The organism is Marinovum sp. 2_MG-2023, from assembly GCF_030548265.1.
Taxonomy (GTDB): Bacteria; Pseudomonadota; Alphaproteobacteria; order Rhodobacterales; family Rhodobacteraceae; genus Marinovum.
In genome coordinates, this window is record NZ_JAUOSD010000007.1 from 1 (window position 1) to 15,608 (window position 15,608).

A 15,608-nucleotide genomic window follows, 5' to 3' on the forward strand; every position below is an offset into this window, starting at 1 on the left:
TTTGGCCCCCAAAAATTGGGCGGGTCACGGGGGGGCTGGCGGGGGGGGGGGGGCGGGGGGGCGGGGGGGGCCGCGGGGGGCGCGCCTGCCGCCACCCCCCGGGGGGGCGCGCCCCCCGCACCCCCGGGATATTTTTAGTCAGATGAAGCCGATGGCCCAGCGAAGCTGATAGCCCGGAGCGCACTCAACGGCCTTCGTATTCCGCCGGGCGTTTTTCCATAAAGGCCAACACGCCTTCCTTGAAGTCGCGGGTCTTGCCGCATTTGCCTTGCAGGCGCGCTTCGAGCAGCAATTGTTCGTCCAGAGTATTGTCAAACGAGCCCCGGATCGCCTGTTTCAGATGGGCATAGGCGGCACCCGGACCTTTGGCCAGATGTAATGCACGGGCCCGCCAATGATCGGCAAAGGCGTCGTCTGCGACAGCCTCCCAGATCATGCCCCAGTCGGTGGCCTGCGTGGCGGTGATCTTGTCCGCGAACAAAGCCGCGCCCATGGCCTTGGCCGTGCCCATTTGCCGAGGCAGCCAATAGGTGCCGCCAGCATCAGGGATCAGACCGATACGGGTAAAGGCCTGAAGGAAAAACGCGCTTTCGGAGGCAATCACCACATCCGCCGCCAGTGCCAGATTGGCCCCTGCGCCCGCCGCCGCACCGTTAACGGCGCTGATGGTCGGGATCGGGCAATCATAGATCGCCCGCAGCATGGGCACATATTCGTCGCGCAGCACCCGCTCCAGGTCCATCGCCGCCGCAGAACGCGCATCGCCAAGGTCCTGACCGGAACAGAACGATGTGCCCGCGCCCGTCATCACCAATGCACGTGCCTTGTCGCTACAAGCGCGCACCGCGTCGAGGATTTCAGCCCGCATTTGGGTGTTGAGCGCGTTTTTCACATCGGGTCTGTTCAATGTCAGAACCGCAATGTCATCGGCGATCTCCAGCGTGATTGTATCGTAATTCATGGCCTGCGCCCCTTTGTCCCGGATTCGGGGGCGAGACTGGCGCAAAGGCCGGGGACTGACCAGAGAAAACGCAGCGTTACGCTGCGGCGCGGCGCCAGTCCTCGAGCGCTGGATTGCTATCCCGCGGCGTGGCATTGTCGATAGTTCCGGGCTCGGCCATATCTTCCAGCTGGCGCAGGTTTTCCACCACATCCGGCACCCGGGATACGGTTTGCGCCAACTCGCGCCGGAATTCCTGCCCCTTGGCCTGATGGCGGGCCCCGAAGTAGAAGCTGACAATGGCGCCCAGAAGCCACCAAAGCGGTTCCGGCACCAGCGCAATCCCCTGCATCCGCGCCGCAAACCAGATCGGATCGACCATCGCCGACACAAAAAGCCCCAGCGTCCCCAAGGCCAGCGCCGGACGTGGCAAGCGGTTGACCGCATCCATCAGCCGATCGAACCAGCCCCGTCGCACGACGCGGAACTCCTTGCCGAATTGTTCCAAAGTGGCGGTATGCAGCGCGGATTGGCGATCTGCGCCATTTTCGGCATTTTCGCGAAACACCTCGACCGTTTCGGCCAACACGTTGCGCCCGCCGCCAAACACCAGTGACAAAAGCCGTTCCATCAATGCCATGCCGCCACCCGCCGTTCAAATTCAGTCTGACTGAGGTGATACCGCGGCGAGACAAATTCCTCGGCCCGTTTGATCCAGCCGCCTTTGCCCCCGGCGCGCGTGCGGGCGAATTTGCGGCTGTTGGGGCGCTGATCCGCGAGGCGAAAGTAATAATTGCGCCGCGCAATCCCATAGGCATCCGCAAAGTAACGCGCGCCGTTCAATTCGGCCTGCGCAGCCGCTGCAGCGGTCTGGGGCCCGATCGCGCCGTCCACCGCCACGTCATGGCCCATGTCACGCAACAGCCGTTGCAGGATTTTCACCGCATTGGCGCCGGCGTTGACATACATGTCAAACACACTGGCCTGAATGCTGGTCGGCAGTTGCGAAATACCGGGCCGGAAAAAGTAATGGCGGACAAAGATATCCACCGCCTGATCGCGGCCAAGTCTTTGTACGTCCTGCACATCGACGTCGCCATCGCCGTCCAGATCCAGCCCCAACCGGCGCATGGTATGGATGGTCACACCATGATTTGTCGCGCCGCCGGGATCGTCGGGGTCATTCACATAGCCGCCTTCGCGGGCGACAATTTCATCGGCAATTTGCCGGACCGAATGTTGCAGCATCTTCGCCTCACTTGCCTGTTGGTCACGGCAAATCTGGCGACGTTTCGGTTAATGGCGGCTCATCTGGGCGTTCGGTGGTCGACCCCGGATTATCCTTCCGGCTCTTGATAGACGCCTTGTTCCTTCAGGGCATCCACCACTTCGCGCGGCATGTATTTCTCATCATGTTTTGCAAGAATTTCAGAGGCTTCAAAGACACCGTTGATGTAATTTCCGGTGCCGACCATGCCCTGATTTTCGGCAAAGAGATCCGGCAGAATCCCCTGATAGCTGACCGGGACAATCGCATTTCCATCGGTCACACGGAACTGTACGCGATTGTCGCCGCCCATGCTGATAGAGCCTTCTTCGACCAGACCGCCGATGCGGAACACTTCTGATTCGCGCGGCGGGTCTTCGACCACCTGGGTTGGCGAGCGAAAGAAATTGATGCCGTCCTTCATCGCATAGCCGATAAGCCCGGTGGCCAGCGCCAGTGCCACGGCGGCAACCGCAACGATCTGAATACGGCGTTGCTTCTTCAGGTTCTTCATGTCGCCTCGCGTCTGTTACGGAAACAGCGGCGCCATCATCAGCCCGGCGGTTTCCTCGATCCCCAACATAAGATTGGCGTTTTGAATGGCTTGTCCAGAGGAACCCTTGGTCAAATTGTCGAGTGCGACAATAACGATCGCCCGCCCGGCAATCCGATCCCCGGTCACACCGACGTGGACAAAGTTCGAACCGCGCACATTATGGGTGCTGGGGGTTTGACCAAAGGGCAGAACCTCAAGGAAGGGTTCATCGGCATAGGCCTGCACAAAAGTGTCGTGCACCTGCGCCGCATCGCCACTGACATAGGTGGTGGCAAGGATACCGCGGTTGGCCGGCATCAGATGCGGGGTGAATTGCACCTTGACCTCCCTGCCCGCCAAGGCGCTGAATTCCTGATCAAATTCACCCAGATGCCGATGCGTGCCACCGACGGCATAGGCATTGTAGCCCTCGCTCAATTCGGCATGCAGCAGGTTTTCTTTCAGACTGCGGCCCGCGCCCGACACCGCGCATTTCATATCAAGGATGATGTCATCCAGCCCAATAACCCCGGCCGCAATCAGGGGCCGCAGGGCAAATTGCCCGGTTGCGGCGTTACAGCCAGTGCCGGCAACCAGCCGCGCAGTTGCAATCTGGTCGCGATAAAACTCGGTCAGGCCGTAAACCGCCTCATCCTGTTGATCCAGGGCGGCATGGGGATTGCCGTACCATTTTTCATAATCCGCTGGATCGCGCAGCCGGAAATCCGCTGACAGATCAACGATCTTCAAGCTTTTCGGCAGGTCGCGGATCACTTCCTGGCTGGTCTTGTGCGGCAAGGCGCAGAAACAGAGGTCGATGGTCGAAAAATCAATCTCGCCAATGGTGACCAGATCGGGCAGCGCCATGTGGCGCAGATGTGGGAACACATCCGCCATTTTCATTCCGGCCTTACGGTCGGCGGCCAATGCGGCAATTTCCAACTCTGGATGGGTGGCAATAATCCGGGCCAGTTCGGCACCAGTATAGCCGGACGCGCCGATAATGGCGATTTTCTTGGTCATTTTGGGTCTCCCGCTCGGGATTGAGGACATATCGTGCCAATCCCCCACTTCCTAGGGGCAAATCACGCATGTGGCTGATTTCAGGCTTTGAGGAAATCTATCTTTCGTCGCAGGAACCGGGTCGCCCCCTGGCTGACCTTGGCCGGATCGCCGGTGGTCAGGAATTGCGTGGCCGCACCGCCGCCGATCATATGCGGATGGCGTGTCAGGTAATCTGCCAGGCTTTCCGCCACGATATTGGCCTGACTGAACACCATGACATCCGGGCCAAGCGCGTCCTGAAACACCTCTTCCAGCAGCGGATAATGGGTACAGCCCAACACCGCCGCCTGGGGGGTCGGCATCTTGCGTTTCAGGGCATCAACATGGCTGCGGACCAGCGCCTCGGCCAGGATCAGATCGCCCTCTTCGATGGCATCCACCACGCCGCCACAGGCCTGGGCCTCGACATCGACGCCAATGGCACGAAACGCCAGTTCACGCTGAAACGCCCGGCTGGACACGGTGGCCGGGGTGGCAAACAGCGCCACATGTTGCAACGACACCTGACGCGGGGGCGATTGATCGCCCCATTGCCGCTCGGTCAGGGCCTCGATCATCGGCACAAAAACACCCAGAACGCGTTTGCCATGCGGCACACCGGCCTCTTGCATGCGGCGCAACGATGCCGCGCTGGCGGTGTTGCAGGCCAGGATCACCAGATCACAGCCACTGTCCCAAAGAGCCGTCACCGCAGCCTTGGTCAGATCGTGAATATCATCGGCGGTGCGCACGCCAAAAGGCGCATGCGCGCTGTCGGCATAATAGGTAAACGGCACATCAGGCAGGCGGTTCGCCAGCACCTCCCATACTGTCAAACCACCCAGTCCACTGTCAAAGATTCCAACTGCCATGCGCGTTTACGACCTGTGCCGCTCCTCAAACTCGAACCCGTATTCATAGGATTCATAGGGTGTTGGCGACAGTTCATACGTGGCCTGACGCAGATAATCCATCATGGCACGGCCATCTTTGGCCCGCGCATTCAATTCCGCACGATCAATCGGGGCGCCGATGGACACCCGCACCGGCGTATTCACGCGGCGGCGGAATTCCTGAATCAACAACCCCATCCGCAACGTATTGTGCATATGGCTGGCCAATTGAAACAACCGCGAGGTATGGCCGTCAAAATAGATCGGCACCACCGCCGCATCGGATTTGGCAATCAACCGCGCGGTAAAGGTGCGCCAACCGGGATCCATGGGCCGGCTGAACGGTTTGGTCGCTGTCGACACCGTTCCACCGGGAAAGATGCCAATCGCGCCGCCCCCCGCCAAATAGGACATCGCGGTCTTGCGGGTTTCGATATTGGTCATGACCGCATCTTTGGTCTCGGAAAAATCCACCGGCAGGATAATCCGGTCCAGCTCTTCGGCCTTGCGGAAAATCTTGTGCGCCAGAATACGAAAATCGCCGCGCGCAACCGACAGGATATGGCCCAACATCAAACCATCCAGAATGCCATAGGGATGATTGGCGATCACGATCAACGGCCCGTCCTGGGGGATATGGTCCAATGACCCTTGAACAACATCCAGCCCCAGACCGTAACGCTCTACGATAACCTGCCAAAAATTCTGGCCTTGCGCGACGGCCTTTTCATAGCCGTCGGCGCGCTTGATCAGGCCCAGTCGCCCGGTGGCATTCTCCATCAATCGGATCATGGCCCGACCGCCGCGTGTTTGCGCGGAATAGGCATAAGAGATGTCACTGGCGACCTGCCGCTTGCTCGGCATGGCATGACCCTTTTTTTGGTTTTCTCCTTACTTACATCGCTTTTTGGCCAGCTTCCAAGTAAATTGCGACGTTACTCTGCCGCACGTTTCATTTCCGGCCCGTCGCTGCGGATCACCGCAAGCAATGCTTCGCGCTGTTTGGCGGCCTTAGCCTCGTTCTTTTGTTTGACCGGGCCAAAACCACGAATATCAAGCGGCAGCCGGGCAAGCGCGATGATCGCATCGCGCGTATTGGCGTCCAGCTTCGCCAGCACCTCGTCCAAATCGCGCTCGTATTGCTTGATCAGGGACCGCTCCATCCGGCGTTCTTCCGAATAGCCGAAAATATCCAGCGGCGTGCCGCGCAGGCGTTTCATCCGCGCCAAAACCTTCATCGGGCCCAGAAGCCATTCGCCAAACATCCGCTTCACCGGACGCCCATCCGATCCCATCCGGCTCAGGATTGGTGGCGCCAGATGGAAGGTCATCTTGAAGTCGCCCTCAAACGTGCCCCGGGCCTTGTCGCGACTGTCACGCATCAACCGCGCAACTTCGTATTCGTCCTTGTAAGACAGAAGCTTATGATACCCCATTGCCACCGCTTCGCGCAGCTCCGGATCGCTGATCCCGTCCAGACGTTTGGTATAGCGTCTGGCCAACCCCTTGCCTTGATAGGCCACAAGATGGTCGGCGCGGAACGCGATTTTTTCCTCCAGCGATTTCGGCAAGGCCACCACATTCGGCTGGCCCAGCTTGTCGGCCTCTTCCGGGTGCAGCGCCGCCCAACGGCCAATGGCAAAGGCACGCTTGTTGCGTTCGACTGCCTGACCGTTCATTTCGATTGCGGTCATGATGGCCCCTTCGGTCAGCGGCACAAACCCCTTTTGCCAGGTGGCGCCGAACAGGATCATGTTGGAATAGATCGAATCCCCCATCACGGCCCGCGCCAGTTCCGATGCATCGAACAGCGTCACGCGGTCTTTCAGCCGGGCCTCAAGTGCAAGCTGCAACCTGTCGGAAGGAATGGAAAATTCGGTGTTTCGGGTGAAATCCCCGGTGATGATTTCGTGGCTGTTGACCACACCGCCGGTGCGCCCGGTGCGCATCAGACCGATGGTCTTGGCCCCGGCAGAAACCACCAGATCACCACCGATCAGCGTGTCCATTTCGCCGGTTGCGACGCGAATGGCGGAAATATCACCGGGTTTGTTGGCCAAACGGCAATGGATATGCACCGCGCCGCCCTTTTGCGCCAGACCGGCCATTTCCATCATGCCGGCGCCTTTGCCGTCCAGCTGCGCCGCTTGCGCCATCACCGCGCCAATGGTCACAACGCCGGTGCCGCCGACACCGGTGATCACCACGTTGAACGTACCGTCAATCGCCGGCAGGACCGGTTCAGGCAGATCCGGCAGGTCCAATTCCTGGGTCGCGCCCTTTTTCACGGTTGCGCCTTCGACCGTCACGAACGACGGGCAAAACCCTTTGAGACAAGAGAAATCCTTGTTACAGGCCGATTGATCCACCGCCCGCTTGCGGCCCAATTCGGTCTCTTCCGGCACGATGGCGACACAGTTCGATTGCACCCCGCAATCACCACAGCCCTCGCAGATGTCTTTGTTGATGAACACCCGTTTGTCCGGGTCGGGGAATTGCCCGCGCTTGCGGCGACGACGTTTTTCGGCGGCACAGGTCTGGATATAGACGATGGCCGACACGCCCTTGATCTCGCGGCATTGTTTCTGCACCGATTCCATATCGGCACGTTCTTTTATTTCAATACCTTGCGGGAACTTCTTCAGGTCAACATCTTCTTTTTCGTCATAGACAACAAAGATGTCCTTCACCCCCATCGCCTTGATCTCGTTCACGATACGATAGGGCGACAACTCGCCTTCATTTGGCTGGCCGCCGGTCATGGCAACCGCGTCATTATAAAGGATTTTATAGGTGATGTTGGTCCCGGCCGCCAAAGCCGCCCGGATCGCAAGCGAGCCGGAGTGGTTATACGTCCCGTCGCCGAGGTTCTGGAACACATGGCCGGTATTGGAAAACGGCGCTTCGCCGATCCAGTTCGCCCCTTCGGCGCCCATATGGGTGAACCCGGTGGTTTCGCGGTCCATCCATTGCACCATATAGTGACAACCAATCCCGGCATAGGCGCGCGACCCTTCCGGCACCTTGGTGGACGAGTTATGCGGACAGCCCGCGCAATAATACGGCAGTCGCGACGCGATTTCGCTGGCATTGTCACCGGCGCGCGCCTCGTTCAACGCGGCCAGACCGGCGCGAATGCCGTCGGTGCCGCGCCCTTCTTCGATCAGGATATTGCCCAGTTTCTCGGCGATCCAGATCGGGTCAAGCGCGCCGCGCGTCGGAAACAATTCGTCGCGATGCATCCCGCCGGCGCCGCCCTTGTACCAGCCATACACCCGGCGCCCCTGACGGTCGTCAAAGATCGCTTCTTTGACCTGCACTTCGATTAGTTTGCGTTTTTCTTCAACGATCACAATCAGATCGAGGTCTTCCGCCCAATCATGGAACCCCTGCATATCCAGCGGAAAGGTCTGGCCGACCTTATAGGTCGTGATGCCCAGCCGCTCGGCCTCGGCCTCGGTCACATTAAGCAGCGCCAGCGCATGTTGCAGATCAAGCCAGTTCTTGCCCGCAGCCACAAAACCGATCTTGGCCCCCGGCTTGCCCCAGACGCGTTTGTCCATCTTGTTGGCGTGGGAAAATGCCTCGGCGGCAAAGCGTTTGTAATCAATCATCCGGGTTTCCTGGGCATGGGGGGTGTCCCCCAACCGGATATTCAACCCGCCCTCGGGCATATCGAATTTTGGCAGAACGAAATTCAACCGATGGGGATCGCCATCGACCACCGCCGTGGTTTCGATTGTATCCTTCATGGTTTTCAGACCAACCCAAAGCCCGGAAAATCGCGAAAGAGCAAAGCCATAGAGACCGTAGTCAAGGATTTCCTGCACGCCCGCCGGGCTGACCACCGGCATATAGGCATCCACAAGCGCCCATTCCGATTGATGCAATACAGTCGAGCTTTCGCCGGTATGATCGTCGCCCATCGCCATCAGCACCCCGCCAAGCGCCGATGTGCCCGCCATATTGGCGTGGCGCATCACGTCGCCGGACCGGTCCACGCCGGGGCCCTTGCCGTACCACATGCCGAACACACCGTCGAACTTGCCTTCGCCCCGCAATTCCGCCTGTTGTGCGCCCCAAAGCGCGGTGGCGGCCAGATCTTCGTTCAGGCCGGGGTTAAACGTCACATCCGACCCGGCCAGCCATTTGGCAGCCTTGGTCATTTGCAGATCCACCGCCCCCAGAGGCGAGCCGCGGTAGCCGGTGACATAACCCGCCGTCGAATGCCCCGCCGCCACATCCCGCGCCTTTTGGGCCAGCATCAACCGCACCAAAGCCTGGGTGCCGTTCAACAACACCGGCGATTTCGTCAGGTCGAATTTATCATTCAGGGAAATTCTCTGCTCGCTCATGGACCCCTCCCAAGGTGGCTGGCTGTGCATTGATATAGTGCGATAATAGGTCATAATAACTGACCTTACGAGGGAAATTTATGGAATTTTCCCATGTTAGCGCCACATCAATGCTTTACAGACATTTCTTGCATTACTATGCCGCAACCAACACGAAAGTTATTGGTATGGATTGGGATAAACTCAGAATCTTTCACGCCGTGGCGGACGCCGGCAGCCTGACGCATGCGGGGGATGTACTTCATCTGTCGCAATCTGCGGTGTCGCGTCAAATTCGTGCGCTTGAGGAAAGCCTGAACACGACGCTGTTCCACCGCCATGCCCGCGGATTGATTCTAACGGAACAGGGTGAATTGTTGTTCGACGCGACGTCGTCGATGGCAAAACGGCTGGATGCCGCCTCTGCGCGGATCCGTGACAGCGAAGAAGAGGTGTTTGGCAGCCTGCGGGTGACCACGACCACCGGCTTTGGCTCGCTCTGGTTGGCGCCGCGTCTGGCGAAGCTTTATGAAAAATACCCCGATCTCAACATCGACCTGATGCTGGAAGAGCGGGTACTGGACCTGCCCATGCGCGAGGCCGATGTCGCCATCCGCATGAAGGAACCAAGCCAGGCCGATCTGGTGCGCAAACGCTTGATGAGCGTCTGGATGCGGCTTTATGCGACCCCCGCCTATCTGGCGAAATACGGAACGCCAAAGTCGCTTGATGATCTGGCCAGCCACAGATTGATCTGCCAGCGCACCGATTCCACCCAGGTTGGTGCCGGTCAAAGCTTTGTTCAGATGCTGCTGACCAACGACGTGCGCTCTACCTTGACCGTGAACAATTACTTTGGTGTGCTTCAGGCCGTGCTCAACGACCTGGGGATTGGCGTGTTGCCGCATTATGTCATCGAAGATTTCCCATCGGTCGTCCGTGTTCTGGACGACGAAGAAAGCAGCGAAATCCCTGTTTTCCTTGCCTATCCCGAAGAATTGCGACAATCGCGCCGGATCGCGGCCTTTCGTGACTTTGTTCAGGAAGAGATTATCGCCCATCGCCGCCAGATGCGCGGATAGGCCTGCCGCCGCCCCCCTGATCGGGGCGAATGTTCATCATTTTGGCACTTCATGAATGAGGTATGCGTGCAACGCATATCAACTATGCTGCATGCGCGACATGAAAAGTCTTGATCGTTCGCACCTCGCCCATTATTTCCGCTTTATGAAATTGAACGGCGCAAGCTTGGACAATTTCATACCTCCCTGTTGGACTTCGGCCGAGCTTAGTGCTCGGCCTTTTTTTTGCGCTCAATTCATTGGCAGATCTGCGTAACGCCGCGACACTGGGCATATTGCCGACAGTCCCCCATTTTCACGACCCGGCCCCGGCGACCGATACACCAACCGGCCCCCCGTCTGATCGCCCGTCTGGAACCGTTTTGACCGGGCTGCCCTGGCCCAACACGGGTCGACAAATCTGCCCGAGACAAAATCGCGCGGTGAAACCCGCATTGCCCCGCGCACGCCCATGGCGTAAACACCGGCCAAACCGCAGCCCCAGGGATCAAACGTCTATGCAAGAGCCAGCCATCACCCCCGAATTGATTGCATCACATGGGCTGAAGCCGGACGAATACGACCGCATTCTCGACATCATCGGCCGCACCCCCAGCTTTACCGAGCTTGGCATCTTTTCGGCCATGTGGAACGAGCATTGTTCTTACAAGTCGTCCAAGAAATGGCTGCGCACCCTGCCGACCGAAGGACCACAGGTTATCTGTGGCCCGGGTGAAAACGCCGGGATCGTCGATATCGGCGATGGTCAATGTGTGGTCTTCAAGATGGAAAGCCACAACCACCCGTCCTATATCGAACCCTACCAAGGCGCTGCCACCGGCGTCGGTGGTATCCTGCGCGATGTGTTCACCATGGGTGCGCGCCCGATCGCGGCAATGAACTCTCTCAGCTTTGGCGAGGTGTCCCACCCCAAGACCAAACAATTGGTCAATGGCGTGGTCGAGGGCGTGGGCGGTTACGGCAATTGTTTCGGCGTGCCCACCGTCGGCGGCGAGCTGCGGTTTGATCCGGCGTATAACGGCAACTGCCTTGTGAACGCCTTTGCCGCCGGTCTGGCCGACACCGATGCGATTTTCTATTCCGCCGCCTCCGGCGTCGGTATGCCGGTTGTCTACCTCGGTGCCAAAACCGGTCGTGATGGCGTCGGCGGCGCCACCATGGCCAGCGCCGAATTTGACGACACGATCGAGGAAAAGCGCCCCACCGTACAGGTCGGCGATCCCTTCACCGAAAAACGCCTGATGGAGGCGACGCTGGAGTTGATGCAAACCGGCGCTGTGATTTCCATTCAGGACATGGGCGCGGCGGGCCTCACCTGTTCCGCCGTTGAAATGGGCGACAAGGGGCAATTGGGTATCCGGCTTGACCTTGAATTGGTTCCGGTGCGCGAAGAAAACATGACAGCCTATGAAATGATGCTGTCGGAAAGCCAGGAGCGCATGTTGATGGTGCTGCGCCCGGAAAAGGAAGCAGTGGCCAAGGCGGTCTTTGACAAATGGGACCTTGATTTTGCCATCGTCGGCGAAACCATTGCCGAGGATCGTTTCCTGATCGTGCACAATGGCGAGACCAAGGCCGATCTGCCGCTGTCGCAACTGGCCTCCACCGCGCCGGAATATGACCGCCCCTGGGTAGAAACCCCGCCCGCCGAAGCGCTGGCCGATGTGCCGGAAATTGATGGCATCGACGGGCTGAAGGCGCTGCTTGCCTCGCCCAATTATTCTGCCCGCAACTGGGTGTTCGAACAATACGACTGCCAGGTGATGGCCGACACGATCCGCGTTCCGGGTCTTGGCGCTGGTATCATCCGGGTGCATGGCACGCCCAAGGCGCTGGCCTTCACCTCTGACGTGACGCCGCGCTATGTGTTCGCTAACCCGTTTGAGGGCGGCAAACAAGCGGTGGCAGAAGCCTATCGCAATCTCACCGCTGTCGGGGCCAAACCATTGGCCACCACCGACAACATGAACTTTGGCAACCCCGAGAAACCCGAAATCATGGGCCAGTTCGTGGGCGCGATCAAGGGCATCGGCGAAGCGGTCAAGGCACTCGACATGCCGATCGTGTCGGGCAACGTATCGCTTTACAATGAAACCGACGGCACCGGCATCCTGCCAACCCCCACGATCGGTGCGGTGGGTCTGATCGAAGACGCAGACCAGGCCATTTGCGGCACCGCGCGCGAGGGGCATGTGCTCTTGATGCTGGGCGAGGCCGAGGGCCATCTGGGCCGTTCCGCCCTTCTGGCCGAGGTGTTCAACCGCACCGATGGCGATGCGCCGCATGTTGATCTTTTCGCCGAGCGCCGCGCCGGGGATTTCATCCGTGACAATCGCGACTGGATTGACGCCTGCACCGATATTTCCGACGGCGGCATGGTGCTGGCCGCCTATGATCTGGCCGAGGCTGGCGATGTCGGCCTGACGCTGGATGTCACCGACACGCCGCAGCTGTTTGGCGAAGATCAGGCGCGTTACCTGATCGCCTGTAGTTTCGACAAGGCCGAAGCGCTGATGATTGCCGCGGGCAAGGCCGAGGTGACATTGACCAGTGTCGGGCGTTTCACCGGCAGCGAGATCACCATTGGCGCCTCTTCGGCCCCTGTTGCGGATTTGCGCGCCCTGTCGCGCGCCACATTGCCCACCCTGTTCGCCTAAGGGCATGGCGCGGCGGCTTACCTTTCTGATTGGCGCACACAAGACCGCCTCGACCCATCTGCAACGTTCGTTGGTGGCCAATCGTGCGGCGCTGGCCCCCGAGGGGGTTGGCGTGATTGGCCCGATGCCAATCGGCGCGGATATCCTGCCGCTGTCCAACCTGCTGCGGGGCCGCGCCGATCCCGCTCTTCTGGCGCTTGCGGCAGATGGCTTTTTGACAAAACAGGCCGGCGATGCAGCTGACATCGTTTTGATGAACGAAAACATTGTCAGCCCGACTTTGGCCCCGGACATGGGGCTGGATGACAATCAATTCTATAAATTCGCGCCCGGCCGCCTGAAACGTGTGCTGCAATTGTTTCCCGACCACGACATCCGCGTCGGCATGGCCATCCGCAGCCCCGACAGTTTCCTTGTTTCGGCCTGGCAAGAAAACATGAAAGGCCATGCTTTCCGTCCATTCCGCAACTATCTGGGCCAGACCGACGTGACGCAGCTCAGCTGGTGGAAACTGGTCAAGAGATTACGACAAGCCATTGGGGATACACCGCTTTTCCTGTGGCGGTATGAGGATTATCCCGCCGTGGTGCCCACTGTCCTGACCCATTGCATCGGCGCGGCTGCGGCCAAGGTGACAATGCAGGACAGCGCCGCAAATCCCGGCTTTTCCGCTGCGGCGCTGGAATTTCTGGCCCGCCAAGGCCAGGTAACCAAAGAGACAACCGCAGATGCGCTGGCGCGCTTTCCCAAGGGCCGTGAAAATCCGCCGTTTCAACCGTGGAACGACGCGGAATTGCGCGCCATGTCAGAGCGTTACGCAGAAGACCTCGACAAAATTGCCACCCGGGGCATCGCAACGCTCCTGCGCCCGTGAACACTGGCCACTTGCCATCCCGCCGCCCCAACCTTAGATTCTGTCCAAACTCCAAGGGACCACCATATGCCAATTGATGCGACCGAAATCGAAAGCCTGATCCGTCATGCCTTTCCCGATGCCAAAATCATCGTTCAGGGCGATGATGGCCAGCATTTTGCCGCCGAGGTGATCGACGAGAGCTTTCGCGGCATGAACCGCGTGCAACAGCAACGCGCCGTGAACGCCGCCATCCGGGCCAAGCTCGACAGTGGTGAATTGCACGCGCTGGCGCTGACCACGCGCGCTCCGGGCTAGCGCCATGGATGCGGTGCTTTTGACCCTGCTGGGGGTGGCGATTTTCGGGGTAACAGTGTTGTTGGCCCGTCGCGCGATCCGGGCGGACCAGGGCAAAACGCGCGGCAGCGAACCCGGCTCGGGTTACCATGTTCTTCATACACAATATTCCTCGGGTCTGGGTGGCCAAAGCCACACAACCAAAGTGCCCCGCGATCCACAGGAATACGCCAAACGTTTCATTCCGAAGGGAAAAAGCAAATGACCGACGTCAAAGACCAAATCCAGGACACCGTTGCAGCCAATGACGTGGTGCTGTTCATGAAGGGCACCAAGGAAATGCCGCAATGCGGATTTTCCAGCCGTGTGGCGGGTGTGCTGAATTACATGGGGGTCGATTTCAAGGACGTGAATGTCCTGGCCGATGATGGCATCCGTCAGGGGATCAAGGATTTCTCTGACTGGCCGACCATCCCCCAGCTGTATGTCAAAGGCGAGTTTGTCGGCGGCTGTGACATCATCACTGAAATGACGCTTTCGGGCGAGCTGGACACCATGTTCGAAACCAACGGCGTGACATTTGATAAAGACGCCGCTGAAAAGATCCGCGAAGCCAACGGCTAAGCCGCCGCAGATCGCAATCACGGGGTGGTGCAGAGCCACCCCGTATCTATTTCTACCGTATCTATTTTTACCGGGCTTGTTCTAACCCGCCTTTTCTTCGACTTCGCTGGCCAGCGATTCCGCCCTTGCCGCCAGTTCAGCCAGCGTTTCGGTCACAACTGCGGGCACCACTGGCACCTCGACCCGTTCACGTTCCGGCGCCGGTTGATCCCGCAGCGCATCGCGGTCAGCGGTCATTTCCGAAAGCTGATCCTGCAAGCCGCGCACCTGATCTTCCAACCCGGCGGTTTTGTCCGCCAGCATCAAACCCGCCATCAGCAACATGCGCGCCTCTGGCAAACGTCCGATCTGATCCGACAGCACCCGTGCCTCGGTGTTCAGCATCGACGCTGCGGCCTGAAGAAAATGTTCCTCACCCGCCTGACAGGCCACATCAAAGGTCCGGCCGCCAATCTCAATGGTCACTTCGGGCATTACTGATCCTCCCCTGCGGCGTCATCTGCCATGGCTGTTTCACCGGATGCCTGCGGCTCACTCGGGACAAGCGTTTCCCCCGGCAAAAGCTGTTTCAACGCGGCCTCGATCGCGGCAGCTTCGGCCGTTTCGGCGGCGCGGTCGGCATTCAATGCCTCCAGCTCGGCAATCATCGAGGTGTTGATCAAATGCGGATCGGTCAGCCCTGCGCCGTTGGCATCGCGCAACGCGCGATTGTTTTCGCGCAATTGCTCATTGGCGCGACGCAGTCGCTGCAGTTCCAGATCAACCTGTGCTGTGGCTTCGGATTGCGCATCAAGCCGGGCCTTCATCGTGGCCTCTGCATCCTCCAGCTTGCTGTGCAATGCCTTGATCCGTTCTTCGCGCTGCTGTCCGGCCAGCTTTTCATCCGCAACCGCGGTTTCCGCTGCTGCCAGTTTCGCGCGCAGCTCGGCGACCTCGGCCGGATCGATGTCTGTTTCCGGCGCCGGGTGAAGCTGATCCAACCCTTTTGAGATCCGTTCAAGTGCCGCGGTAATCCTGCCCTGCAACTCCTCAATATCGGCCATATGCTCTGCCTTTCTGTCCTGTTGTCGCGTCCGATGTCG

General features: G+C 59.4%; 16 protein-coding genes. 6 read left to right on the forward strand and 10 right to left on the reverse strand.

Going from position 1 to position 15,608, the window contains the following annotated elements:
• Window positions 1-184: 184 nt before the first annotated feature.
• From Q4577_RS09895 to Q4577_RS09930, 8 genes are all read right to left on the reverse strand, one after another.
• Window positions 185-961 carry an enoyl-CoA hydratase-related protein gene (locus tag Q4577_RS09895; protein ID WP_303467617.1) on the reverse strand — a complete coding sequence of 259 codons (777 nt, stop codon included), beginning with the start codon at window positions 959-961 and terminating at the stop codon, window positions 185-187.
• A 76-nt stretch (window positions 962-1,037) separates the two neighbouring features.
• Complete coding sequence (locus Q4577_RS09900) at window positions 1,038-1,580, reverse strand: holin family protein (protein ID WP_244686446.1); 543 nt, start codon at window positions 1,578-1,580, stop codon at window positions 1,038-1,040.
• Entirely contained in the window at window positions 1,571-2,188 is a 618-nt protein-coding gene (locus tag Q4577_RS09905) for a holin-associated N-acetylmuramidase (protein WP_303467618.1), read from the reverse strand. The genes Q4577_RS09900 and Q4577_RS09905 overlap by 10 nt, the downstream gene beginning before the upstream one ends.
• A gap of 89 nt (window positions 2,189-2,277) precedes the next feature.
• Complete coding sequence (gene ccmE, locus Q4577_RS09910; protein ID WP_303467619.1) at window positions 2,278-2,721, reverse strand: cytochrome c maturation protein CcmE; 444 nt, start codon at window positions 2,719-2,721, stop codon at window positions 2,278-2,280.
• A 15-nt stretch (window positions 2,722-2,736) separates the two neighbouring features.
• Entirely contained in the window at window positions 2,737-3,765 is a 1,029-nt protein-coding gene (gene argC, locus Q4577_RS09915) for an N-acetyl-gamma-glutamyl-phosphate reductase (RefSeq protein ID WP_244686442.1), read from the reverse strand.
• Window positions 3,766-3,845: 80 nt separating this feature from the next.
• A complete protein-coding gene (locus tag Q4577_RS09920) occupies window positions 3,846-4,658 on the reverse strand; it encodes a glutamate racemase (protein ID WP_303467621.1) in 813 nt (270 codons plus the stop codon).
• Between the two features lie 6 nt (window positions 4,659-4,664).
• Window positions 4,665-5,543 carry a lysophospholipid acyltransferase family protein gene (locus Q4577_RS09925; RefSeq protein WP_303467622.1) on the reverse strand — a complete coding sequence of 293 codons (879 nt, stop codon included), beginning with the start codon at window positions 5,541-5,543 and terminating at the stop codon, window positions 4,665-4,667.
• 71 nt (window positions 5,544-5,614) lie between these two features.
• Window positions 5,615-9,034 carry an indolepyruvate ferredoxin oxidoreductase family protein gene (locus Q4577_RS09930; RefSeq protein WP_303467623.1) on the reverse strand — a complete coding sequence of 1,140 codons (3,420 nt, stop codon included), beginning with the start codon at window positions 9,032-9,034 and terminating at the stop codon, window positions 5,615-5,617.
• A 167-nt stretch (window positions 9,035-9,201) separates the two neighbouring features.
• Between Q4577_RS09930 and Q4577_RS09935 the strand changes: the two genes are divergently transcribed.
• The 6 genes from Q4577_RS09935 to grxD all read left to right on the forward strand — a co-directional run bounded on the left by Q4577_RS09935 (window position 9,202) and on the right by grxD (window position 14,526).
• Window positions 9,202-10,095 carry a LysR family transcriptional regulator gene (locus tag Q4577_RS09935; protein ID WP_303467625.1) on the forward strand — a complete coding sequence of 298 codons (894 nt, stop codon included), beginning with the start codon at window positions 9,202-9,204 and terminating at the stop codon, window positions 10,093-10,095.
• Between the two features lie 497 nt (window positions 10,096-10,592).
• Window positions 10,593-12,752, forward strand: a complete 2,160-nt coding sequence (purL, locus tag Q4577_RS09940; protein WP_303467627.1) for a phosphoribosylformylglycinamidine synthase subunit PurL — start codon at window positions 10,593-10,595, stop codon at window positions 12,750-12,752.
• Between the two features lie 4 nt (window positions 12,753-12,756).
• A complete protein-coding gene (locus Q4577_RS09945) occupies window positions 12,757-13,626 on the forward strand; it encodes a hypothetical protein (RefSeq protein ID WP_303467628.1) in 870 nt (289 codons plus the stop codon).
• A gap of 66 nt (window positions 13,627-13,692) precedes the next feature.
• Entirely contained in the window at window positions 13,693-13,923 is a 231-nt protein-coding gene (locus Q4577_RS09950) for a BolA/IbaG family iron-sulfur metabolism protein (protein WP_244686434.1), read from the forward strand.
• 4 nt (window positions 13,924-13,927) lie between these two features.
• Window positions 13,928-14,167 carry a hypothetical protein gene (locus tag Q4577_RS09955; protein WP_244686432.1) on the forward strand — a complete coding sequence of 80 codons (240 nt, stop codon included), beginning with the start codon at window positions 13,928-13,930 and terminating at the stop codon, window positions 14,165-14,167.
• Complete coding sequence (gene grxD / locus Q4577_RS09960) at window positions 14,164-14,526, forward strand: Grx4 family monothiol glutaredoxin (RefSeq protein WP_244686429.1); 363 nt, start codon at window positions 14,164-14,166, stop codon at window positions 14,524-14,526. Before Q4577_RS09955 ends, grxD begins: the two co-directional genes overlap by 4 nt.
• An 81-nt stretch (window positions 14,527-14,607) precedes the next feature.
• On the opposite strand, the gene Q4577_RS09965 is transcribed toward grxD, so the two are convergent.
• A complete protein-coding gene (locus tag Q4577_RS09965) occupies window positions 14,608-15,000 on the reverse strand; it encodes a cell division protein ZapA (protein WP_244686427.1) in 393 nt (130 codons plus the stop codon).
• Window positions 15,000-15,569: a hypothetical protein gene (locus Q4577_RS09970; RefSeq protein WP_244686425.1), complete on the reverse strand. Its 570-nt coding sequence runs from the start codon at window positions 15,567-15,569 to the stop codon at window positions 15,000-15,002. The genes Q4577_RS09965 and Q4577_RS09970 overlap by 1 nt, the downstream gene beginning before the upstream one ends.
• Window positions 15,570-15,608: the final 39 nt, after the last annotated feature.